This is a genomic window from Variovorax sp. Soil_C_26 (assembly GCF_057657075.1).
Window position 1 is genome coordinate 153,746 of the sequence record NZ_JBDGJC010000003.1, and the last position, 22,818, is coordinate 176,563.

Annotated in this window: 20 protein-coding genes; 15 read left to right on the forward strand and 5 right to left on the reverse strand. The window is 67.5% G+C overall.

The annotated features are described in order from the left end of the window. Nucleotides 1-9: 9 nt before the first annotated feature. Both AC3A6G_RS10170 and fabI read right to left on the reverse strand, forming a co-directional pair. Nucleotides 10-879, reverse strand: a complete 870-nt coding sequence (locus AC3A6G_RS10170; protein WP_487859202.1) for a DNA ligase — start codon at nucleotides 877-879, stop codon at nucleotides 10-12. A gap of 40 nt (nucleotides 880-919) precedes the next feature. After that, entirely contained in the window at nucleotides 920-1,702 is a 783-nt protein-coding gene (gene fabI, locus AC3A6G_RS10175) for an enoyl-ACP reductase FabI (RefSeq protein ID WP_487859201.1), read from the reverse strand. Nucleotides 1,703-1,739: 37 nt separating this feature from the next. Between fabI and AC3A6G_RS10180 the strand changes: the two genes are divergently transcribed. The 12 genes from AC3A6G_RS10180 to AC3A6G_RS10235 all read left to right on the forward strand — a co-directional run bounded on the left by AC3A6G_RS10180 (nucleotide 1,740) and on the right by AC3A6G_RS10235 (nucleotide 17,883). Next, complete coding sequence (locus tag AC3A6G_RS10180) at nucleotides 1,740-3,536, forward strand: extracellular solute-binding protein (RefSeq protein ID WP_487859200.1); 1,797 nt, start codon at nucleotides 1,740-1,742, stop codon at nucleotides 3,534-3,536. A gap of 17 nt (nucleotides 3,537-3,553) precedes the next feature. Beyond that, nucleotides 3,554-4,588 (forward strand): microcin C ABC transporter permease YejB, encoded by a 1,035-nt coding sequence (locus tag AC3A6G_RS10185; protein ID WP_487859199.1) that lies wholly within the window; start codon nucleotides 3,554-3,556, stop codon nucleotides 4,586-4,588. A gap of 1 nt (nucleotide 4,589) precedes the next feature. After that, complete coding sequence (locus AC3A6G_RS10190; RefSeq protein WP_487859198.1) at nucleotides 4,590-5,624, forward strand: ABC transporter permease; 1,035 nt, start codon at nucleotides 4,590-4,592, stop codon at nucleotides 5,622-5,624. A gap of 5 nt (nucleotides 5,625-5,629) precedes the next feature. Next, nucleotides 5,630-7,261: an ABC transporter ATP-binding protein gene (locus AC3A6G_RS10195; RefSeq protein WP_487859197.1), complete on the forward strand. Its 1,632-nt coding sequence runs from the start codon at nucleotides 5,630-5,632 to the stop codon at nucleotides 7,259-7,261. 18 nt (nucleotides 7,262-7,279) lie between these two features. Then, a complete protein-coding gene (locus AC3A6G_RS10200; RefSeq protein ID WP_487859196.1) occupies nucleotides 7,280-8,479 on the forward strand; it encodes a YbfB/YjiJ family MFS transporter in 1,200 nt (399 codons plus the stop codon). A 171-nt stretch (nucleotides 8,480-8,650) separates the two neighbouring features. After that, nucleotides 8,651-9,289, forward strand: a complete 639-nt coding sequence (gene rimP / locus AC3A6G_RS10205) for a ribosome maturation factor RimP (protein WP_487859353.1) — start codon at nucleotides 8,651-8,653, stop codon at nucleotides 9,287-9,289. A gap of 18 nt (nucleotides 9,290-9,307) precedes the next feature. After that, nucleotides 9,308-10,792 (forward strand): transcription termination factor NusA, encoded by a 1,485-nt coding sequence (gene nusA, locus AC3A6G_RS10210; RefSeq protein ID WP_487859195.1) that lies wholly within the window; start codon nucleotides 9,308-9,310, stop codon nucleotides 10,790-10,792. A 24-nt stretch (nucleotides 10,793-10,816) separates the two neighbouring features. After that, the gene (gene infB, locus AC3A6G_RS10215) at nucleotides 10,817-13,756 is read left to right on the forward strand and encodes a translation initiation factor IF-2 (protein ID WP_487859194.1); all 2,940 of its coding nucleotides are present in this window, start codon (nucleotides 10,817-10,819) and stop codon (nucleotides 13,754-13,756) included. A 21-nt stretch (nucleotides 13,757-13,777) separates the two neighbouring features. Then, nucleotides 13,778-14,149 (forward strand): 30S ribosome-binding factor RbfA, encoded by a 372-nt coding sequence (gene rbfA, locus AC3A6G_RS10220; RefSeq protein ID WP_198784014.1) that lies wholly within the window; start codon nucleotides 13,778-13,780, stop codon nucleotides 14,147-14,149. A 2-nt stretch (nucleotides 14,150-14,151) separates the two neighbouring features. After that, nucleotides 14,152-15,108 (forward strand): tRNA pseudouridine(55) synthase TruB, encoded by a 957-nt coding sequence (gene truB / locus AC3A6G_RS10225; RefSeq protein ID WP_487859193.1) that lies wholly within the window; start codon nucleotides 14,152-14,154, stop codon nucleotides 15,106-15,108. Continuing rightward, nucleotides 15,105-16,943 carry a translational GTPase TypA gene (gene typA, locus AC3A6G_RS10230; RefSeq protein WP_487859192.1) on the forward strand — a complete coding sequence of 613 codons (1,839 nt, stop codon included), beginning with the start codon at nucleotides 15,105-15,107 and terminating at the stop codon, nucleotides 16,941-16,943. Before truB ends, typA begins: the two co-directional genes overlap by 4 nt. A 22-nt stretch (nucleotides 16,944-16,965) precedes the next feature. Beyond that, on the forward strand, nucleotides 16,966-17,883 hold the full coding sequence (locus AC3A6G_RS10235; RefSeq protein ID WP_487859191.1) for a DMT family transporter: 918 nt from the start codon (nucleotides 16,966-16,968) through the stop codon (nucleotides 17,881-17,883). Nucleotides 17,884-17,958: 75 nt separating this feature from the next. Here the strand turns inward: AC3A6G_RS10235 and AC3A6G_RS10240 are convergent, their stop codons facing one another. From AC3A6G_RS10240 to AC3A6G_RS10250, 3 genes are all read right to left on the reverse strand, one after another. Further along, complete coding sequence (locus AC3A6G_RS10240; protein WP_487859190.1) at nucleotides 17,959-18,354, reverse strand: COG4315 family predicted lipoprotein; 396 nt, start codon at nucleotides 18,352-18,354, stop codon at nucleotides 17,959-17,961. A gap of 111 nt (nucleotides 18,355-18,465) precedes the next feature. Next, on the reverse strand, nucleotides 18,466-18,945 hold the full coding sequence (gene smpB / locus AC3A6G_RS10245) for an SsrA-binding protein SmpB (protein ID WP_487859189.1): 480 nt from the start codon (nucleotides 18,943-18,945) through the stop codon (nucleotides 18,466-18,468). An 82-nt stretch (nucleotides 18,946-19,027) separates the two neighbouring features. Continuing rightward, nucleotides 19,028-20,026, reverse strand: a complete 999-nt coding sequence (locus AC3A6G_RS10250; RefSeq protein WP_487859188.1) for an AraC family transcriptional regulator — start codon at nucleotides 20,024-20,026, stop codon at nucleotides 19,028-19,030. Between the two features lie 132 nt (nucleotides 20,027-20,158). Between AC3A6G_RS10250 and AC3A6G_RS10255 the strand changes: the two genes are divergently transcribed. From AC3A6G_RS10255 to AC3A6G_RS10265, 3 genes are read left to right on the forward strand one after another with little or no spacing between them, the layout of a single operon-like run. Then, complete coding sequence (locus AC3A6G_RS10255) at nucleotides 20,159-20,947, forward strand: SDR family oxidoreductase (RefSeq protein ID WP_487859187.1); 789 nt, start codon at nucleotides 20,159-20,161, stop codon at nucleotides 20,945-20,947. Nucleotides 20,948-20,992: 45 nt separating this feature from the next. Next, nucleotides 20,993-22,267: a styrene monooxygenase/indole monooxygenase family protein gene (locus AC3A6G_RS10260; protein ID WP_487859186.1), complete on the forward strand. Its 1,275-nt coding sequence runs from the start codon at nucleotides 20,993-20,995 to the stop codon at nucleotides 22,265-22,267. A gap of 2 nt (nucleotides 22,268-22,269) precedes the next feature. Next, the gene (locus AC3A6G_RS10265; RefSeq protein ID WP_487859185.1) at nucleotides 22,270-22,812 is read left to right on the forward strand and encodes a flavin reductase family protein; all 543 of its coding nucleotides are present in this window, start codon (nucleotides 22,270-22,272) and stop codon (nucleotides 22,810-22,812) included. Nucleotides 22,813-22,818: the final 6 nt, after the last annotated feature.

The following is a 22,818-nucleotide window of genomic DNA, read 5'->3' on the forward strand; positions in this document are numbered from 1 at the left end:
CGGCGCGCCTCAAGAGGGCGCGTCGGTTCGGACGCGCATGAAGCGCGCGAAGCGCGGCAGCCCGCTCGCATGGGTGCCGTTGTAGCGGTAGGTGACCCAGGTTCCGACGGCCGGGGGATGGTCGCGCTGGGCATCGCTCAGGCCGCTGCCGAGCTTGAAGCGCCGGCCGTCGCGCGTTTCGACCAGCAGCGCGCCGAGCCGGCCGGCATGCCGGCCCTTGCCGCCCACATGCCCGACCACGCGCGCCTCGGCGTCCTCGTAGCTCTTGACCTTCAGCAGGTCGTTGTTCCGCTCGGCGCGGTAGAGCGAACTCCCCCGGTGCAGCATGAGCCCTTCGCCGCCCATCTTTTCGGTCTTGGCGAGCAGTGCCTGGAGCGCGGCATGGGTGGTGGCGCGTTCCTGGGGCACGGGCACCACCCAGGGCGCATCGGTGATCGGCAGCAGCTGGCGCAGGGCGGCCAGGCGCGCGGTGAAGTCGCCGCCATGGGCCGGCAGGTCGAACACCATGAAGCGCATCTCGCGCCAGGCCGCGTCATTGGGCGTCTGGCTGCGAACGGTGGACGCGGCGCGCTCGAATTGTCCGCGGCCCGCCCAGAGTTCGCCGTCGAGCGGCTGCTTGGGCAGCGGCGCGGTGAACCAGGCCGGCGCGATGACGGCTTCGCCGCCGCGGGTCCAGAGCCGCTGGCCATCCCAGAAGCCGCGCAGGCCGTCGTATTTCTCGCTGACCCAATAGTCGTCGAGCGACATGCCCGGCCGGTAGACCCCGGCGAGCATCAGCCGCGGCGGGCCGTCGGTCGCAGCGGCGGCGGTGCGCGCCACCAGCGCGCCGAGGCCGGCGAGCAGCAGCGTGCGTCGCGTCAGGGGGAGGGCGCAGCGCATGAAGATCCGGCCTGGCAGTAAGAGGAAGGGAGGGCGGGGCTTATTCCGCCATGCCCGGCACCACCCGGCTGAAGCCGCCGTCGACGTAGGTGATCTCGGCGGTCACGCCGCTGGCCAGGTCGCTCAGCAGAAAGGCGGCCACGTTGCCGACTTCCTCGATCGTCACGTTGCGGCGGATCGGCGAGGCCTCGGCGACCGCCGAGAGGATCTTGCCGAAATCCTTGATGCCGCTCGCGGCCAGCGTCTTGATCGGGCCGGCGCTGATGCCGTTGGCGCGCATGCCCTTGGGGCCGATCGCGGCGGCGGTGTAGCGCACCGAGGCCTCGAGCGAGGCCTTGGCCAGGCCCATGGTGTTGTAGTTGGGCAGCGCGCGCTCGGCGCCCAGGTAGGTCAACGTGAGGAGCGCCGCCTTCGGATTGAGATAGGGCAGCGCCGCCTTGGCCATGGCCGGGAAGCTGTAGGCGCTGATGTCGTGCGCGATCCGGAAGCCCTCGCGCGACAGGCCGCCGAGAAAGTCGCCCGCGATCGCCTCGCGCGGCGCAAAGCCGATGCTGTGCACGAAGCCGTCGAAGGTGGGCCAGGTCTGCGCCAGGTCCGCGAACAGCTTGTCGATCTGCGCGTCGTCGCCCACGTCGCAGTCGAAGATCAGCTTCGAGCCGAAATCGGCCGCAAACTCGGTGATGCGGTCCTTGAAACGTTCGCCCACGTAGCTGAACGCCAGTTCGGCGCCCTGCGCGTGGCACGCCTTGGCGATGCCGTAGGCGATGGAGCGGTTGCTCAGCACGCCGGTGATCAACAGTTTTTTGCCGGAAAGAAAGCCCATGGATCTGCCTCTTGAAAATCTTGTGCAGAATTCTCGCATGCGAGGTTGGCTGCTTCTTTTCTTGGCGCTCTCGGCGGCTCCCTCATGGGCCGCCCATGCCTACGCGCAATTCGGCGACATCAAGTACCCGCCCGGGTTCACCCATTTCGCCTATGTGAACCCCGATGCGCCCAAGGGTGGTGAGTTCAGGCTGGTGCCGCCGACGCGGCCGACCAACTTCGACAAGTTCAACCCGTTCACGCTCAAGGGCACGGGACCCGCGGGGATCGGACCGTTGATGTTCGAAAGCCTGATGACCGGCAATTCCGAGGAGCCGACCACGGCCTACGGCCTGCTGGCCGAGGACGTGGAGGTGGCGCCCGACCGGCTCTCGGCCACCTTCAGGCTCAACCCGAAGGCCCGCTTCAACGACGGCTCGCCGGTGCTGGCGGCCGACGTGGTCCATTCGTTCGTGACGCTCACGGGGCCGCTCGCCTCGCCGCAGTTCAAGACCATCTACGCCGAGGTCCGGAAGGTGACGGCGCTCGGCGAGCGCAGCGTGCGCTTCGACTTCGCGAGCCCGAACCGCGAACTGCCGCTGGTGGTCGGCGGCATGCCGGTGTTCAGCCGGCAGTGGGGCGGCGGCAAGCCCTTCGACCAGATCGTCAGCGAGGTGCCGATCGCGTCGGGCCCCTACCGCCCGGCGAGCGACCGCCTGGGCCGCGACATCACCTACGTGCGCCGCGCCGACTACTGGGGCGCCGAGTTGCCGGTGCGAAAGGGGTTCTTCAACTTCGACCGCATCGCCTACAAGGTGTACCTCGACGAGACGGCGCGCTTCGAGGGGCTCAAGGCCGGCGAGTTCGACTTCATGCGCGAGTTCACCTCTCGCAACTGGGCGCGCCAGTACAAGGGCAAGCAGTTCGACAGCGGCGAGATCGTCAAGCGCGCCTTCGAGAACCAGAACCCGGGCGACTTCCAGGGCTACATCTTCAACACCCGCAGGGACAAGTTCAAGGACGTGCGCGTGCGCGAGGCCATCGGTCTCGCGATGGACTTCGAATGGCTCAACCGGCAGCTGTTCTACGGCCTCTACAAACGCGTGCACGGCTACTTCCCGAACAGCGAGTTCCATGCCGAGGGCCTGCCCAAGCCCGACGAACTGGCGCTGATGGAGCCGCTGCGCGCCAAGCTCCGGCCCGAAGTGTTCGGGCCTGCCGCCGTGCCGGCGAGCACCGAGCCACCCGGCAGCCTGCGCGACAACCTGCGACGGGCGAGGGCGCTGCTGGCCGAAGCGGGCTGGACCTACCGTGACGGCGCACTGCGCAACGAGAAGAACGAGGCCTTCACGATCGAGTTCCTCAACGACCAGCCCTCGCTGATCCGCGTCGCCACGCCGCTGCAGGCGTCGCTGAGAAAGCTCGGCATCGCGCTGAGCTTTCGCACCGTCGACTTCTCGCTCGCGCAGCAGCGCATGGACAACCACGACTTCGACATGACGACGCGGCGGCTGCCGGGCAGCAGCGCGCCGGGCGGGGAACTGTTCGAGCTGTTCGGCGCCAAGGCCGCGGAAACCAACGGCTCGGCCAACGCATGGGGCATTGCCGATCCGGCGGTGGACGCGATCATCGGCAAGGTGGTGGCGGCAACCACGCGCCCCGAGCTCGCCACGGCCATGCGCGTGCTCGACCGCGTGCTCTCGCACGGCCATTACTCGATCCCGATGTACTACGGCAGCGACTTCCTGATCGGCTACCGGCCGGCCGGCGTGGTGCTGCCGCCGACCATCCCGCCGTACTACGATGCGGGCGACTGGGCCCTCTCGACGTGGTGGGCCTCGCCCGCCAACAAGTGAACGAGGCATCCCCCGGAATGGCCAGCTACATCCTCAAACGCCTCCTGCTGATGATCCCGACGCTGCTGGGCGTGCTGCTCATCACCTTCATGGTGATCCAGTTCGTGCCGGGCGGCCCGGTCGAGCAGATGGTGGCGCAGCTGCAGGGCCGCGACTCGGGGGGCGAACGCGCGGCCGCCGCCGGCGCGGGCTATCGCGGCCGACAGGGGCTCGACCCGCAGCGCATCGAGGAGATCAAGAAGCTCTACGGCTTCGACAAGCCCCCGCACGAGCGCTTCTGGCAGATGCTCAAGTCCTTCGCGCGGCTCGACCTCGGCCAGAGCTTCTACCAGCGCAAGGCGGTCTGGGAACTGGTCAAGGAAAAGCTGCCGGTGTCGATCAGCCTGGGCCTGTGGACCTTTTTCATCAGCTACCTGATCGCGGTGCCGCTGGGTGTGGCGAAGGCGGTGCGTGCGGGCTCGCGCTTCGACTTCGTCACCACGCTGATCGTGCTGATCGGCTATGCGATCCCTGGCTTCGTGCTCGGGGTGGCGCTGCTCGTCATCTTCGGCGGGCAACTGCAGTGGTTTCCGCTTCGCGGGCTGACTTCGCCCAACTGGGAAACGCTGAGCTGGGGCGCGAAGATCGTCGACTATCTCTGGCACATCACGCTGCCGGTGACGGCGATGGTGCTCGGCAGCTTCGCGGTCACGGCCATGCTCACGAAGAACTCCTTCCTCGAGGAAATCCGCAAGCAATACGTGCTGACCGCGCGCGCCAAGGGGCTGGCCGAACGGCAGGTGCTCTGGAAGCACATCTTCCGCAACGCGCTGATCCCGATCATCACGGGCTTCCCAGCCGCCTTCATCGGCGCGTTCTTCACCGGCTCGCTGCTGATCGAAACGCTGTTCTCGCTCGATGGCCTCGGCCTGCTGAGCTACGAGAGCGTGATCCGCCGCGACTATCCGGTGGTGCTCGGCACGCTGTTCCTGTTCACGCTCATCGGACTCGCGACCAAGCTCATTTCGGACTTGTGCTACGTCTGGGTCGACCCGAGGGTGAAGTTTGACTGACGTGCCGATCGCCTCCGTGAGCCCCGGACGCCGCGCCTGGCGCCGCTTCCGCCGCAATCCGCTGGGCTTCTGGAGCCTGGTGGTGTTCACGATCCTCGTCGTCCTGAGCCTGTTCGCAGAGCTGCTGTCGACCGACAAGCCGCTCGTCGTGCGCTACGAGGGCCAGACCTACTTTCCGGTGTTGCGCGACTACCCCGAGAAGACCTTCGGCGGCGACTTCGAGACGCCGGCCGACTACCTCGACCCGTTCATCCGCGAGCGCATCACCTCGGGCCGCAACTGGGCCGTGTACGCGCCCAACCCCTATGGACCGCAGACGCTCAACTACTTCGCCAAGTTGCCGAATCCTGCGGCGCCGTCGCGCGAGAACCTGTTCGGCACCGATGACCGCGGCCGCGACCTGCTGGCGCAGCTGATCTACGGCTTTCGGGTCAGCGTGCTGTTCGCGCTGGCGCTCACCGCCATCGGTGTGGTGCTGGGCATCGTGACGGGGGCGATCCAGGGCTTTTTCGGCGGCAAGACCGACCTGGCGTTCCAGCGCTTCATCGAGATCTGGGGTTCGATGCCCGAGCTGTACCTGCTGATCATCTTCAGCGCGATCTTCTCGCCGAGCGTGGCGCTGCTCTTGATCCTGCTGAGCCTGTTCGGCTGGATGGGGCTCTCGGACTACGTGCGCGCGGAGTTCCTGCGCAACCGCCAGATGGACTACGTGCGCGCGGCGCGGGCGCTCGGCGTGGGCAATCTGCAGATCATGTGGCGCCACATCCTGCCCAACAGCATGGTGCCGGTGGTCACGTTCCTGCCGTTCCGAATGAGTGCGGCGATCCTCGCGTTGACCTCGCTCGACTTCCTCGGCCTCGGCGTGCCGCCGGGCACCCCGTCGCTCGGCGAACTGCTGAGCCAGGGTAAGGCCAACATCGATGCCTGGTGGATCTCGCTGTCCACCTTCGGCGTGCTCGTGATCACGCTGATGCTGCTCACCTTCATGGGCGACGCGCTGCGCGATGCCCTGGACCCGCGCAAGGCAGACAAGTGAGCGACATGTCCCGACCCCAGCCACCCCTCGTCGACGTGAAGGGCCTGCGCGTTGCCTTCGGCGGCAAGGAGGTCGTGCACGGCATCGACTTCCACATCGCTGCGGGTGAAAAGCTCGCGCTGGTCGGCGAGTCGGGCTCGGGCAAGACGGTCACTGCGCTGTCGCTGCTGCGGCTGGTGCAGAACGCCGATCTGGCCGGAACCGCCACGCTGTTCAATGCGCCGCCTTCTTCGCCGAACGGGCGCGACCTGCTGTCGATCCCCGAACGCGAACTGCGCGGCATCCGCGGCAAGGAGATCGCGATGATCTTCCAGGAGCCGATGACCGCGCTCAACGCGCTCTACACCGTGGGCGACCAGATCGCCGAGGTGCTCGAACTGCACGAAGGGCTTCCCGCGCGCGCCGCACAGGAGGCGGCCGTCCGGCTTCTTTCCGACACTGGCATCCCCGAGCCCGAGCGGCGGGCGAGGGCGTTTCCGCACCAGCTCTCGGGCGGTCAGCGGCAGCGCGCCATGATCGCGATGGCGCTGGCCTGCAAACCGCGGCTGCTTTTGGCCGACGAGCCCACCACGGCGCTCGACGTCACGGTGCGCGCGCAGATCCTCGAGCTGCTCGCCGACCTGCAGCGCCGCCACGGCATGGCCGTGCTGCTGATCACGCACGACCTGAACCTCGTGCGCCGCTTCGCCGACCGGGTGGCGGTGATGGAGAGTGGCCACATCGTCGAGCACGGCGCGGTCGCCACCGTCTTCGAGGCGCCGCGGCATGCCTACACCCGCAAGCTGATCGACAGCCACCCCGAGCGCAACGTGTCGCCCGTGCCCGGCGATGCCGACGCGCGGCCGGTGCTTGAGGCCAGGGGCCTGCGCGTGGCCTATCCGATCGCGCGGCCGGGCTTCGCGGGCTGGTTCCGCAAGGGCGAGTTCGTCGCCGTGCAGGGGGCGGATTTCCGCATTGCGCCCGGCGAGACGCTCGGCGTGGTCGGCGAATCGGGCTCGGGGAAGTCGACGCTGGCGCTGGCGGCGCTCGGGCTCCTGAAGCACCGCGGCACGCTCGCGGTCGACGCCAAGGCCTGGGCTGGCGGCCGGGCCTCCGACCTGGCCCTGCGCCGCCTGATGCAGGTCGTCTTCCAGGACCCGTTCTCCTCGCTCTCGCCGCGCATGACCGTGGAGCAGATCGTGGGCGAGGGGCTGCGCGTGCATGCGCCCGAGCTCGACCGCGCGCAGCGCCGCGAACGCGCGCTGGCGGCGCTGGCCGACGTCGGGCTCGACGAAGCCCAGTTTCCGGCGCTGCTCGATCGCTATCCCCACGAATTCTCGGGCGGCCAGCGCCAGCGGCTCGCGATCGCGCGTGCGCTGATCGTCGAACCGCGCCTTCTGGTGCTTGACGAACCCACCAGCGCGCTCGACGTGACGATCCAGAAGCAGGTGCTCGGACTGCTCCAGCGGCTGCAGCGCGAGCGCGGGCTGAGCTACCTGCTTATCACGCACGACGTCGAGGTGATCAGGGCCATGGCGCACCAGGTCATCGTGATGAAGGACGGCGCGATCCTCGAAGCCGGCCCGGTCGAGCGCGTGCTCGATGCGCCGGAACACCCCTACACGCAGCGGCTCGTGGCCGCTGCCTTGCTCGAATAGAAAAAGAAGAACCCAAAGATGTCGCAGATCGGACAAGGACGGCGCGACGCCTGGCGCGCGGCGCTGGCCTGCATGGTGACGCTGGCGGTGGCGATGGGCCTGGGGCGCTTCGCTTTCACGCCCATGCTGCCGATCATGCTGCACGAGGGAAAGCTCTCGCTGCAGGGCGGAGGGGTGCTAGCTTCTCTCAATTACCTTGGTTACTTCCTCGGTGCAGTCAGTTGCGCAGCGATCGCCATTCCGGCCCGGCGCATGGTGCGCGGCGGTCTGGTCGCGACGGCGCTGCTGCTGGTCGGCATGGGGGTGCTGCACAGCTTCATCGGCTGGGGCGTGCTGCGCACGGCGGCCGGCGTGATGAGCGCCTGGGTCTTCGTGTTCGCGTCGGGCTGGGGGCTGCGCCGGCTGGCCGAAACGAATTTGCCGACGCTGGCCGGTGTGATCTACACCGGTCCGGGCATCGGCATCGCGGTGACTGGCTTGCTCGGTGGGGCGCTCGGGCGTTGGGGTTCTGAGGCAGGATGGATTGGGCTTGGCCTCCTTGCGGCGGCGCTGGTGGCACTGATCTGGCGGGTCTTCGACGACGGCGAGGCGCCCGCTGCCGGCGGCGCGGCGGCAGGAGTACCAGTCGCGCCCGGCTTTGCCGCGCCAGCGTCGGCGCGCGGCGATGCGGCCTGGCTCGTGGCGCTCTACGGGCTGGCGGGTTTCGGCTACATCATCACCGCGACCTTCCTGCCGGTGATTGCCCGCCAGGCATTGCCCGGCTCGACCTGGCCCGACCTGTTCTGGCCGCTGTTCGGGCTTGCGATCATTCCGGGCGCCCTGATCGGCGCGCGGGCGCCCCAGCATTGGGACAACCGGCTGCTGCTCGCAGTCGCGTACGCGCTGCAGGCGCTCGGCGTGGTGCTGTCGGTGGCCTGGCCAACCATCGTCGGTTTTGCGCTTGGCAGCCTGCTGCTCGGCATGCCATTCACCGCCATCACCCTTTTCGCCATGCGCGAAGCGCGCCGCCTGCGCGGCAATGCGGCGGCCGGATTGATCGGCTATGCCACGGCTTCGTACGGTGTCGGCCAGATCGTCGGCCCATTGTTTGCCGCGCCGCTGGCACAGCGAACCGGCACTTTCGAGCTGCCGCTGCTGGTTGCGGCAGCGGCGCTGGCGCTCGGCGCGGCGCTGTTTGCGCGGGTCTGGGCCAAATCCCGGTGCCGGGTAGCGTTTTGAAGCGCGCCAGCCCCTTCATTTGTCATTGGAATAGCATATAATCCGAGGCTCACGACCAAACGGGCGGGTACCAACCGCCCGTTTTTTTTGGTCTGTCCGAATTCAATGCGTGGCACCCGTGGCGGGCGGGTGGCGCGCATATACGTTTTTATTCAAGGCATTTTCAAACACGTGGCATTGCAGCAGACAGTGGAACAAACCGTTGCCGGACTCGGCTACGACCTGGTCGAGATCGAGCGCTCGGCCGGGGGATTGCTGCGCGTGACAATTGATTTGCCCTGGACCGCCCCCACTTCCGAAGCCTTGGCTGCTGGTATGCCCGAGCCCTTCGTGACGGTGGAAGACTGCGAAAAAGTCACACGCCAATTGCAGTTTGCGCTCGAAGTCGACGGCGCCGAATACAAGCGGCTCGAGGTTTCCTCGCCGGGTATTGACCGCCCGCTGCGCAATGCGCAGGATTTCGAGCGCTTCGTGGGTGAAGTGATCGACATCACGCTGAAGGCGCCGATGGGTGCGGCGGCTGCCGGGCAGGTGTCTGCCAACCGCAAGAAATTCCGCGGCACGCTGGAGCGTGTCGAGACGGCCGAAGGCGCCGCGGGCTGGCAGATCGTCTGGAGCGATGCGCCCGAGCCCAAGCCTGGACAAAAAGTGAGCAAGAAGCGCGCGCCTGCACCGCTGCGCGCGCTGGGCTTCTCGCTGGACGAGCTGCGCGAGGCGCGGCTCGCACCCATTGTGGATTTCAAGGGCCGCAGGGCCAAGACCCAGCAGGGTTCGACGGATATTGACGACGGAACGAATGTTCCGGACTGACTGAAGGAGAGTGGTGGCATGAATCGCGAAATGTTGATGTTGGTGGATGCGATCTCGCGCGAGAAGAACGTCGAACGCGACGTGGTCTTCGGCGCGGTCGAATCCGCGCTGGCGCAAGCCACCAAGAAGCTCCACCAGGGCGACGTGGACATCCGCGTCTCGGTCGACCGCGAAAGCGGCGACTATGAAACCTTCCGCCGCTGGCACGTCGTCCCGGACGAGGCCGGCCTGCAGCTGCCCGACCAGGAGATCCTCCTGTTCGAAGCCCGCGAGGAAATGCCCGACATCGAGGTCGACGAGTACATCGAGGAAGCGGTCGACTCCGTGCCGATCGGCCGCATCGGTGCGATGGCCGCCAAGCAGGTCATCCTGCAGAAGATCCGCGACGCCGAGCGCGAGATGCTGCTCAATGACTTCATGTCGCGCGGCGACAAGATCTTCGTGGGTACCGTCAAGCGCCTCGACAAGGGCGACATCATCGTGGAGGCCGGCCGCGTCGAAGGGCGCCTGCGCCGCAGCGAGATGATCGCCAAGGAGAACCTGCGCAACGGCGACCGCGTGCGCGCCATGATCATGGAGGTCGACCTCACGCTTCGTGGCGCGCCCATCATCCTCTCGCGCTCGGCACCCGAGTTCATGATCGAGCTGTTCCGCCAGGAAGTGCCCGAGATCGAGCAGGGCCTGCTCGAGATCAAGAGCTGTGCCCGCGATCCCGGCTCGCGCGCCAAGATCGCCGTGCTCTCGCACGACAAGCGTGTCGACCCGATCGGCACCTGCGTCGGCGTGCGCGGCACCCGCGTCAATGCCGTGACCAACGAGCTCGCCGGCGAGCGCGTGGACATCGTGCTGTGGAGCGAGGACCCGGCCCAGTTCGTCATCGGCGCGCTGGCCCCGGCCAACGTGTCGTCGATCGTGGTCGACGAGGAAAAGCACGCCATGGACGTGGTGGTCGACGAGGAAAACCTCGCGATCGCCATCGGCCGCGGCGGCCAGAACGTGCGCCTCGCTTCCGACCTCACGGGCTGGAAGATCAACATCATGGACGCCAACGAGTCGGCCCAGAAGCAGGCGAGCGAAACCGATGCGAGCCGCAAGCTCTTCATGGAAAAGCTCGACGTCGACGAGGAAATCGCTGACATCCTGATTTCCGAGGGCTTCACCAGCCTCGAGGAAGTGGCCTATGTGCCGATCTCCGAACTACTGGAGATCGAGTCGTTCGATGAAGATACGATCAACGAACTCCGTTCGCGCGCCAAGGATGCGCTGCTGACGATGGAAATCGCCAAGGAAGAGGGCGTCGAGACCGTCTCGCAGAATCTGCGCGACCTCGAAGGCCTGGACCCCGAGCTGATTCCCAAGCTGGCCGAGGCGGGTGTTCACACCCGTGACGACCTGGCCGACCTCGCGGTCGATGAACTCACCGAGATCACCGGCCACAGCGCCGATGACGCCAAAGCCCTCATCTTGAAAGCCCGCGAACACTGGTTCGCCGGCCAAGAGTGACGGTCATGGAGGCACGAAACCAATATGTCCAGTACCACTGTCGCCGAGTTCGCGCACGAACTCAAGAAGACTCCCGAAACCCTGCTTGACCAGCTCAAGAGTGCGGGCGTGCCCAAAGCGGCCGCCACCGACGCGCTCACCGAGGCTGACAAGCAGCGCCTGCTCGGCCACCTGAAGGCCGCGCACGGCACTGTCGAGCCCGAGCGCAAGAAAATCACGCTGACCAAGAAGTCGACCAGCGAGATCAAGCAGGCCGATGCCATGGGCCGCGCCCGCACGATCCAGGTCGAGGTGCGCAAGAAGCGCACCTTCATCCAGCGCGACGATGGCCCCGCGGTCGCGCCCGAAGCGCCGCCGGCTGCCGAGGCGCCCGCCGAGGCCCCCGCCGCACCCCGCATCGACGAGACCGAACTGGCCCGCCGCGAGGAAGAGGCGCGCCGCCAGGCCGAGCTGATCCGCCGTCAGGAAGAAGAGCTCGTCGAAAAGCGCCGCCTGCGCGAGGAAACCGAAGCCCGTGCACGCGAACAGGCCGAGAAGGCCGAGCGCGCCGAACAGGCCGAACAGGAAGCCGCACGCGCCGCCGCCGAGAAGAAGAAGGCCGCCGATGCCGCCGCTTCGCCTGCGAAGGAAACGGCCGCGCCGGCGCCTGCGCCCGCCGCAGCCGCTGCCGAGCAGCAGGCCGCCGACGACAAGGCGGCAGCGCAGGCAGCCGCGGCCCAGGCCAAGGAAGACGCGAAGGCCAAGGCCGCCGCCGAATCCCAGGCCCGTGCCGACGAAGAAGCCGCCCGCGCCCGCGATCTCGACGAACGCCGCCGCAAGGCCCTCGCCGAGGCCGAAGCCATCCGCGCGATGATGAATGCGCCGGCCCGTGTGCTGGTGCCGCACAAGGCGCCCGAAAAGCCGCAGCCCGAAAAGGCGGCGGTCAAGGGCACGCTGCACAAGCCGGCTGCGCCCGCGGCCCGCCCTGGTGCGCCCGCCGCGCCGGGTGCTGCAGCACCCGCTGGCGCAGGCAAGGAAGTCAAGTCGGCCAAGCTCTCGTCGAGCTGGGCCGGCGATCCTGCCGCCAAGAAGAAGGAAATCAAGACCCGCGGCGATGCGAGCGGCGGCGTTGGCCGCGGCAACTGGCGCGGAGGCCCGCGTGGGCGCCGCGGCGGCAACGACCGCGGAGGCCATGAAGACCATGTGCAGGCCGCACCGGTCGAGGCGCGCATTATCGAAGTGCACGTGCCCGAGACCATCACGGTGGCCGAGCTCGCGCACAAGATGGCCGTCAAGGCCCAGGAAGTCATCAAGCAGCTCATGAAGCTGGGCCAGATGGCGACCATCAACCAGTCGCTCGACCAGGACACCGCCATGATTCTGGTGGAGGAAATGGGCCACAACGCGGTGGTTGCCGCGCTGGACGACCCCGAAGCCTTCACCGACGAGGACGTGTCGGCGCAGCAGGCAGAAGCCCTGCCGCGCGCACCGGTCGTGACCGTCATGGGCCACGTCGACCACGGCAAGACCTCGCTGCTGGACTACATCCGGCGCGCCAAGGTCGCCTCGGGCGAAGCCGGCGGCATCACGCAGCACATTGGTGCGTACCACGTCGAAACCGAACGCGGCATGGTGTCGTTCCTTGACACCCCGGGTCACGAGGCGTTCACCGCCATGCGTGCCCGCGGTGCGCAGGCCACCGACATCGTCATCCTCGTGGTGGCGGCCGACGACGGCGTCATGCCCCAGACCAAGGAAGCCATCAAGCACGCGAAGGCGGCTGGCGTGCCGATCGTGGTCGCTATCAACAAGGTGGACAAACCCGACGCCAACCTGGACCGCGTGAAGCAGGAACTGGTGGCCGAAGAGGTCGTGCCTGAAGAGTACGGCGGCGACGTGCCGTTCGTGCCGGTGTCGGCCAAGACCGGCCAGGGCATCGACAACCTGCTCGAGCAGGTGCTGCTGCAGGCCGAAGTGCTGGAACTCAAGGCGCCGGTCGATGCCGCCGCCAAGGGCTTGGTCATCGAAGCCCAACTCGACAAGGGCCGCGGCCCGGTCGCAACCGTGCTGGTGCAATCCGGCACGCTCAAGACCGGCGACGTGGTGCTGGCGGGCTCGACCTATGGCCGCGTGCGCGCCATGCTCGACGAAGACGGCAAGACCATCAAGACCGCGGGTCCTTCGATTCCGGTCGAGATTCAGGGCCTGACCGAAGTGCCGCAAGCGGGCGACGAGTTCATGGTGATGAGCGACGAGCGCCGTGCGCGCGAGATCGCCACCTACCGTGCCGGCAAGTTCCGCAACACCAAGCTGGCAAGGGCCCAGGCCGCGAACCTGCAGAACATGTTCACCGACCTCTCGGCCGGCGAAGTGCAGACGCTGCGCATCATCATCAAGGCCGACGTGCAGGGCTCGCAGGAAGCGCTGGCCCAGTCGCTGCTCAAGCTGGCGACCGAAGAGGTCAAGGTGCAGATCGTGTACGCCGGCGTGGGCGGCATCAGCGAAAGCGACATCAACCTCGCGATCGCGTCGAAGGCCGTCGTGATCGGCTTCAATGTGCGCGCCGACTCCGGTGCGCGCAAGCTGGCCGAAGGCAACGGCGTGCAGCTGAACTACTACAGCATCATTTACGACGCCGTGGACGAGATCAAGGTCGCGATGTCGGGCATGCTGGCGCCGGAGCGCCGCGAGGAAATCATCGGCTCGGCCGAGATCCGTACGGTGTTCGTGGCTTCGAAGATCGGCACGGTCGCGGGTTCGTACGTCACCTCAGGTTCGGTCAACCGCAGCGCGCATTTCCGCCTGCTGCGCGACAACGTGGTGATCTACACGGGCGAGGTCGACTCGATCAAGCGCATGAAGGACGACGTGCGCGAAGTCCGCGAAGGCTTCGAGTGCGGTATCAAACTCAAGAACTACAACGACATCAAAGAGGGCGATCAGCTCGAGTTCTTCGAGATCAAGGAAATCGCCCGGACGCTCTAAGCGCTCGATGCGAGGAACGCCATGCCCAAGAGAAAAGCTGCCGCCCCCAACCGCGCCTTCAAGGTGGCCGACCAGATCCAGCGCGATCTGACGGAGCTGATCGCGCGCGAGTTGAAGGACCCGCGCGTGGGCATGGTCACGATCCAGGCGGTCGAGGTCACGCCCGACTATGCGCACGCGAAGATCTACTTCAGCATGCTCACGGGCGACGTGACCGAGACCACCGACGCGCTCAACCAGGCCGCGGGCTTCCTGCGCAACGGCCTGTTCAAGCGCCTCCACATCCACACCGTGCCCACGCTGCACTTCCTGTTCGACCGCACCACCGAGCGTGCGGCCGACATGAATGCGCTGATTGCGCAGGCCGTCGCTTCGCGTTCGAAAGACGACTGACGATGAACGCGCCACGCACACGGGTGCAGCGGCGCCCTGTGCATGGGGTGTTGTTGCTCGACAAACCGCTGGGGCTCTCCAGCAACCAGGCCTTGCAGAAGGCCAAGTGGTTGTTGCGCGCCGAAAAGGCGGGCCATACCGGCACGCTCGATCCACTGGCCACCGGCGTGCTGCCGCTGTGCTTTGGCGCGGCCACCAAGTTCAGCCAACTGCACCTCGATGCAGACAAGACCTACGTGGCCACGGCCCGGCTTGGCGTCAAGACGACGACCGGCGATGCCGAGGGCGAGGTGATCGCCGAACGGCCGGTGCAGGTCTCGCCCGAAGACCTCGTGCGCGTCGAAGCGCAGTTCGCCGGCTCGATCAGCCAGGTGCCGCCGATGCACAGCGCGCTCAAGAAGGACGGCAAGGCGCTCTATGAATATGCCCGCGAGGGCGTGGAGGTCGAGCGCGCGCCGCGCGACGTCGTCATCCACATGCTCGCGCTCGAACGCACGGGCGATGCCGAACTGCGCATCGCCGCCCGCGTGAGCAAGGGCACCTACATCCGCACGCTCGGCGAAGACATCGGCGAGGCGCTCGGCTGCGGCGCCCACCTGACCTCGCTGCGCCGCATCGCCACGGGCAACTTCGTCGAGGCGCAATGCGTCACGCTCGAGGCGCTCGAGGCCATGGACGAGGACGAGCGCCTCGCGCAACTGCGGCCGGCCGAGGCCCTGGTGGACGGCCACAGCCGCGTCACGCTCGGCGCCGAAGATGCGGCACGTTTCCTGTCGGGGTTGCGGCGCCGCGGCGACTGGGGCGACGCCGATGCGGTGGCGGTGTTCGGCACCGACCCACCGGCCTTCCTGGGCACCGCCCATGTCAAGGCCAGCGAACTGATCCCGGGGCGCTTGCTGAACCCCATCGAAATCCAGCAAATTCTTTTGAACGCACAACAGACCGAAGCGACACCATGAGTACCAACAAGCAAATCCGCAATATCGCCATCATTGCCCACGTGGACCATGGCAAGACCACGATGGTTGACCAGTTGCTGCGCCAGTCGGGCACCTTCGCCGAGCACGAGAAGGTTGTCGACACCGTGATGGACAACAACGCGATCGAGAAGGAACGCGGCATCACGATCCTGGCGAAGAACTGCGCCGTGACTTGGCAGGGCACGCACATCAACATCGTCGACACCCCGGGCCACGCGGACTTCGGCGGCGAAGTGGAGCGCGCGCTCAGCATGGTCGACGGCGTGGTGCTGCTGATCGATGCCCAGGAAGGCCCGATGCCGCAGACCCGCTTCGTGACCAAAAAGGCGCTGGCGCTCGGCCTGAAGCCGATCCTGGTCGTCAACAAGGTCGACAAGCCCGGCGCCAATCCTGACAAGGTGGTCAACGCCGCCTTCGACCTGTTCGACAAGCTCGGCGCGACCGACGAACAGCTCGACTTCCCGGTGGTGTACGCCTCGGGCATCAACGGCTGGTCGTCGCTCGAGGAGGGTGCGCCCGGCGAGCAGTGGGGCCCCGACATGTCGGCCCTGTTCAACACCATCCTCGAGCACGTGCCGGCCCAGACGGGCGACCCCGAGGCGCCGCTGCAGCTGCAGATCTCGGCACTCGACTTCTCGACCTTCGTCGGGCGCATCGGCGTGGGCCGCATCAGCCAGGGCACCCTGAAGCCGATGACGGACGTGCTGGTGATGGAAGGCCCGGACGGCAAGTCGATTAAAGGCCGCGTCAACCAGGTGCTGACCTTCCAGGGCCTCGACCGCGTGCAGTCGACCGAGGCCGGCCCCGGGGAGATCGTGCTGATCAACGGCATCACCGACATCGGCATTGGCGTGACCGTGACCGACCCCACCAATCCGGCGCCGCTGCCGATGCTAAAGGTCGACGAGCCCACGCTGACGATGAACTTCTGCGTCAACACCAGCCCGCTGGCCGGCCGTGAAGGCAAGTTCGTCACCAGCCGCCAGATCTGGGACCGCCTGCAGAAGGAACTGCAGCACAACGTGGCCCTGCGCGTGAACGAAACCGGCGAAGAAGGCATCTTCGAGGTGATGGGCCGTGGTGAACTGCACCTGACCATCCTGCTGGAGAACATGCGCCGCGAAGGCTACGAGATGGCCGTGTCGAAGCCGCGCGTGGTGTTCCGCACCGTCGACGGCGAGAAGCACGAGCCGATCGAGCTGGTCACGGCCGACATCGAGGAACAGCACCAGGGCGGCGTGATGCAGGCACTGGGCGAGCGCAAGGGCGAGCTCGTCAACATGGAACCGGACGGCCGCGGCCGCGTGCGCCTCGAGTACCGCATTCCGGCGCGGGGCCTGATCGGCTTCACCAACGAGTTCCTGAACCTGACGCGCGGCTCGGGCCTCATCAGCAACATCTTCGACAGCTACGAGCCGCACAAGGGCGACATCGGTGGTCGCAAGAACGGCGTGCTGATCTCGATGGACGACGGCGAGATCTTCACCTACGCGCTCGGCAAGCTCGACGACCGCGGCCGCATGTTCGTGAAGGCCAACGATCCGGTGTACGAAGGCATGATCGTGGGCATCCACAGCCGCGACAACGACCTCGTGGTCAACGCGACGCGCACCAAGCAGCTGACCAACTTCCGTGTCTCGGGCAAGGAAGACGCGATCAAGATCACGCCGCCGATCGACCTCACGCTCGAATACGGCGTGGAGTTCATCGAGGACGACGAACTGGTCGAGATCACGCCCAAGAGCGTGCGCCTGCGCAAGCGCTTCCTGAAGGAGCACGAGCGCAAGCGGGCCGGCCGCGACACGACGAGCTGAGCACGCGGCGGCTGGCCCGGCGATGCGCCTGACTCACGGCAGGGCGGTGTGGCTGATGGTCGCCGTGACCCTGATGTGGGGCACGGCGGGCGTCGTCACGCGCCACCTTGAACAGGCACAGAGTTTCGAGGTCACGTTCTGGCGCAGCTTCTTCACGATGCTGGCGCTGCTCGTGATCCTGCCGCTCTGGCGCGGCCGGGCGGTTTTCTCGCAGATCCGCCATGGCGGACGGGCGCTCTGGATCTCGGGCGCCTGCTGGACCGTGATGTTCACCGCATTCATGGTGGCACTCACGCTCACATCGACTGCACGGGTGCTGGTCACGCTGTCGCTCGGGCCCCTGCTCACGGCGCTGGCGGCACGCATCTTCATCGGCCATCGGCTGCCGCTTCGGACCTGGGTGGCGATCGTCGTCGGCGGTCTCGGCATCGCCTGGATGTACGGCGCTCAAATGACGGGTGGGGGCGGGGGCGCGCTGCCCGGCATGCTGGTGGCGCTCTGCGTGCCGCTCGCGGGCGCGACGAACTGGACCGTGGTGCAGCATGCCAATGCCAGGGGCCAGAACATCGACCTTGTGCCCGCGGTGCTGATCGGCGCGGCCTTGAGCACGCTGCTCACGCTGCCGCTGTCGCTGCCGTTCCAGGCGAACGCGCACGACCTGGGCCTGCTGGCCTTCCTGGGGGTATTCCAGCTCGCGATCCCGTGCGTGCTGTCGGTGCTGTGCGCACGCGTGCTCAAGGCACCCGAAGTCGCGCTGCTGGCCTTGCTCGAAGTGATCTTCGGCATCGCGCTGGCTTGGCTCGGGGCGGGCGAACAGCCCGCGGCGAGCGTGCTGACGGGCGGCGTGCTGGTGATCGGCGCACTGGTATTCAATGAATTGCTGGCGCTGCGCGCTCGCCGCACGCCCTTGCCGGACAAGGTGCTGCCGGGCGCGCACTGATCAGCAGCTGACGCGGACGAAAAAAAACCCCGGCAGCACCGGGGCCCTTGCGGCCAGCGGACCGACAGCGGTCGCTCAGGGACGCGCAACCTTCCAGGCGCCGTTCATCACGCCGTCGCCCGTCTTGTCGCCGGGCTTGCTGTCCTTCACCCAGTAGTAGAGCGGCCAGCCCTTGTAGGCCCACTGCTTCTTGCCGTCCTGGCGAGCGATGATGGTGTAGCCGCCCATGGGCTTGGCGGTTTCGGCCACCGGCAGCGGTGGCCAGTTGGCGGCGCACTGGGCGTTGCATGCGGAGGTGCCCGCGCCGGCCGTGTCGCGTGCGAAGGTGTAGAGCGTCATGCCGTTTGGCCCCACCAGCACGCCGTCGGCCGTGCGGGTCGGCGTGTCGGGTGCGCTGGCGGTCTGGTTCGACATGCTGCCGCAGCCGGCGAGCAATGCCGCCGCGAGGATCGAGGCGCTGAGCAATTTCATGCAATTTCTCCTTCAGTTGAAAAATCGCGCCGACAGCAGGGCAGGTCGGGCGACCGGGCAGTGTATGCCGGGCGCGAGGCAACTCCGGTAGGCCGGAGTCGCGAGTTTCTTTCAGCGGCTGCGGCTCTTCATTGCGCGCTCGACCTCGCGCTTGCCTTCGCGGTCCTTGATGGTGTCGCGCTTGTCGTGCTCGGCCTTGCCCTTGGCCAGCGCGATCTCGCACTTGACCTTGCCGGCCTTCCAGTGGAGGTTGAGCGGCACCAGCGTGTAGCCCTTCTGCTCGACCTTGCCGACCAGGCGCTTGATCTCTTCCTTGTGCAGCAGCAATTTCTTGGTGCGGACCGAATCGGGGCTGATATGGGTCGATGCGCTCTTGAGCGGATTGATCTGCAGGCCGACGACGAACAACTCGCCGTCGCGGATCACCACGTAGCCGTCGGTCAGCTGGACCTTGCCTTCGCGCAGCGACTTGACTTCCCAGCCCTCGAGCACCATGCCGGCCTCGAAGCGCTCTTCGAAGAAATAGTTGTACGCGGCCTTCTTGTTGTCGGCGATGCGGGAGGAGGTGGTGTCTTTTTTCTTGGTGGCCATCGTTGTCAGTTGGGGGCGCATGGCGCCCGGACAACCGCCCGGCATGCACAGGGCATCGATTCTATGAAAACCGGCACCGGCCTCAGCGATGGCGCTGCAGCGTGCGGTGCGGCGACTCGCCGAAGCGGCGCGCGTAGTCCTGTGCGAATCGCCCCAGGTGGCCGAAGCCGCATGCCAGCGCGGCCGAGGTCACGGTGGTGTCGTGCGCCGGCGCCGCGAGGCAACGGTGCACCGCGAGCAGGCGCCTCTCTCGCAGGTAGGCCATGGGTGTCAGGCCTGCGTGCTCGCGAAATGCCAACTGCAGGCTGCGTACGCACAGCCCGCTGGCCGAGGCGATCTCGTCGACGGTGAGGGCGTCCGCCAGATGGGCCTCGATGTAGTCGCGCGCACGGCGCAGCGCGCGCGGCGAGACGTCGCCGCGCGGGGTGCACAGCCGCCCGCTCTGGTTGTGCGGCAACTGGCCGAGCAGCGTGTGGATCAGGCCCGATTCGGCCTGGGCCAGGAAGGGCGTGGTCAGCGTCGTGCGGCCGCAGGAGAGCTCTTGCGCCAGGAAATCGACCAGGTGCTTCACGCTCGCGCCTGCGCCCTCGTCGAGCGCGACCGCAGGCTCGAACTCGAGCGGCCGGTCGCCGGCGGGTTCGCCGCACAGCGACGCCCAGTGGCGCTGCACCACCGCGGTGGCGATCTTCACGATCAGGTGCGGCGTGTCGTCGCCCCAGCGCATGCGCAGCGGCTTGCTCGGGGAGGCGAGCGAGGCCCGGTGCGCGTCGGACGTGAAGGACCGGCCTGCCCAGTCGATCTGGGCGCTGCCCCGCAACGGTATCTGCAGCAGGTAGAAGTCGCCGAGGCAGCCGGGATCGATCTCGACTTCGGCGCCGTATTGCACGTAGTTCAGCGAGATGTCGCCCAGCGGCGCCACGTGGTGCCGCGCATCGAAGCGCGCGCTGCCGTGCCCCAGGTGCAGCCGGTGCGGACAGAAGATGCGCGCCACTTCGTCGCGGGCCTGGTCGAGGTCGGGCGTGGCGATGACGGCGTAGCGCGCCAGGGGGAGCGTGGCCGGTTGCGCGACAGCGTGTGGCATGCGGAGCAGCGTCGAAAAGCGAATAAATGCGTTTTGCGGACAGCGCGCTGCGCAATCCGGATTGGGCAGCGAATCCTTCAAATCTAAAGTACCTGCAGCCGATTGACAACGGGACCAACCAGGAGAAAGTGCATGAGCGACAAGGACTTGCAGGACAGGACGGTGCTCGTCACCGGTGGCGCGACCCTGATCGGTGCGGGCGTTGGCCGCTGCATGCGCGATGCCGGCGCACGCGTGGTGCTGGCCGACATCGACGTGGCGCGCGGCGAAGCGGTGGCGCGCGAGATCGGTGCGACGTTCATCGCCACGGACATCACGGACGACAGCGCGGTGCAGGCCTGCGTGGCGCAGGCGGCGGACGCCGAGGGCCGCATCCACGGGCTCGTGAACCTCGCCTGCAGCTACCTCGACAACGGCCTCGCCTCGCCGCGCGCCGAATGGCAGGCCGCGCTCGACGTGAACGTGGTCTCGGCAGCGATGATGGCGCGCGCCGTGCTGCCTTTCATGCAGGCGGCGGGCGGCGGCGCCATCGTCAACTTCACCTCGATCTCCTCGGGTGTGGCGCAGACCGGGCGATGGCTCTATCCGGTAAGCAAGGCCGCGCTGGTGCAGCTCACGCGCAACATGGCGCTGGACCTGGCGCCGATGAACGTGCGCGTCAATTCCGTGTCGCCGGGCTGGACCTGGTCGGCCGTGATGGACCAGCTCAGCGGTGGCAACCGCGCCAGGACCGATGCGGTGGCGAAGCCCTTCCACATGCTCGGCCGCGTGGGCGACCCGGTCGAGGTCGGCCATGTCGTGGCCTTCCTGTGTTCGGCCAAGGCTTCGTTCGTCACCGGCGCCGACTGGTCGGTGGACGGCGGCTACTCGGCCATGGGCCCGGAGCAGGGCGAGCCGGCCATTCCCAAGCTCGCGGCCTGAAGAGCGCCGCCGACCCCTTTTCTTCCCCACCCACGAGGCTTTCCCATGAGCAACATCGCATCGCAGGGCGCCAAGCCGCGCCGTTTCATGATCGTCGGCGCCGGGCAATCGGGCCTGCAGCTGGCGTTGGGCCTCCAGCGCGAGGGGCACGAGGTGACCGTGGTCTCGAACCGCAGCGCCGAGGACATCGCTGCGGGCCGCGTGATGTCGAGCCAGTGCATGTTCGACAGCAGCCTGCAGATCGAGCGCGACCTCGGCCTCGACCAGTGGGGCGAGCGCTGCCCGCCCGTCGAGGGCATCGGCTTCACGGTTCCGCATCCCGAGAAGCCCGGCGAGAAGCTGCTCGGGTGGTCGCATCGCCTGGATGCGCCCGCGCGCTCGGTCGACCAGCGGGTGAAGGTACCGGCCTGGATGCAGACCTTCGCCGAGCGCGGCGGGGAGCTGCTGTTCCAGGACGCCGGCGTCGAGGACCTCGAGCGCTGGACCCGCTCGCACGACCTGGTGATCGTGGCTGCCGGCAAGGGCGAGATCGCGCAGATGTTCGAGCGCGATGCCGAGCGCTCGCCCTACGACAAGCCGCAGCGCGCACTGGCCCTGACCTATGTGCATGGCATGACGCCGCGCGCCGACTACTCGGCCGTCAACTTCAACCTGATCCCCGGCGTTGGCGAGTACTTCGTGTTCCCCGCGCTCACGCTCTCGGGGCCTTGCGAGATCATGGTGTTCGAGGGCGTGCCCGGCGGTCCGATGGACTGCTGGGCCGATGTGAAGACGCCCGAGCAGCATCTCGCGCGTTCGCTGTGGATCCTCGACACGTTCACCCCCTGGGAGGCCGAGCGCTGCCGCGACGTGCGCCTGACCGACGACAACGGCATCCTGGCCGGGCGCTTCACGCCCACGGTGCGCAAGCCGGTCGGGCTGCTGCCCTCGGGGCGCGCCGTGCTCGGCATGGGCGACGTGGTCTGCCTCAACGATCCGATCACCGGCCAGGGCTCGAACAACGCCGCCAAGTGCGCCGACGCCTACCTGCGCGCCATCCTCGCCCATGGCGAGGGCGCCTACGACGCCGCGTTCATGCAGTCGGCCTTCGACCGCTACTGGCACTACGCGCGCCACGTGGTCGAATGGACCAACGCGATGCTGCAGCCGCCGCCTCCGCACGTGCTAGAGGTGCTGGGCGCAGCCCAGGGCCACGCCGCCGTGGCACGGCGCTTCGTCAACGGCTTCGACGATCCGCGCGACTACGCCGAGTTCTTCATGACGCCCGACGCCAGCAGCGCCTACCTGCGCTCGCTGGCGCCGCAGCCGGAGGCGGCCTGACCATGCGCGGCGAATTCCGGGCCATCGAGACGCTGCGCTGCGAACCCAGCGTGGGCGCAGGTGATTTCCGCCGCGCCATGCGCTGCCTGGTCGGTGCGGTGACAGTGGTCACGAGCACCGACGGGCAGACGCCGGTCGGCCTCACGGCCACGGCCGTGACCTCGTTCTCGGCCGAGCCCGCGCGCATCCTGGCTTGCGTCAACCTGCAGGGCAGCAGTTTCCGCACCATCGCGCAAAGCCGCCGCATGGCCGTCAACCTGCTGTCGCTCGATCAGTCGGCGCTGGCGCTGGCGTTCTCGCGGCGCGGCGACGAGCCCGGCGACCGCTTTGCTTCGGCGTGTTGGGAAACGTTGGTGACCGGTGCGCCGGTGCTGCGCGGCGCGCTCGCGGTGTTCGATTGCGTGGTCGACGAGATGATGGTCGCGCACAGCCACGCCATGCTGATCGGCGAGGTCAAGGCGGCGCGCATCACCGATGCCCAGGAGTTGCCGCTGCTCTACGCCTGCGGGCAATTCACTACCTTGCGCGACGGCGTGCCGGCCTGAACGCAC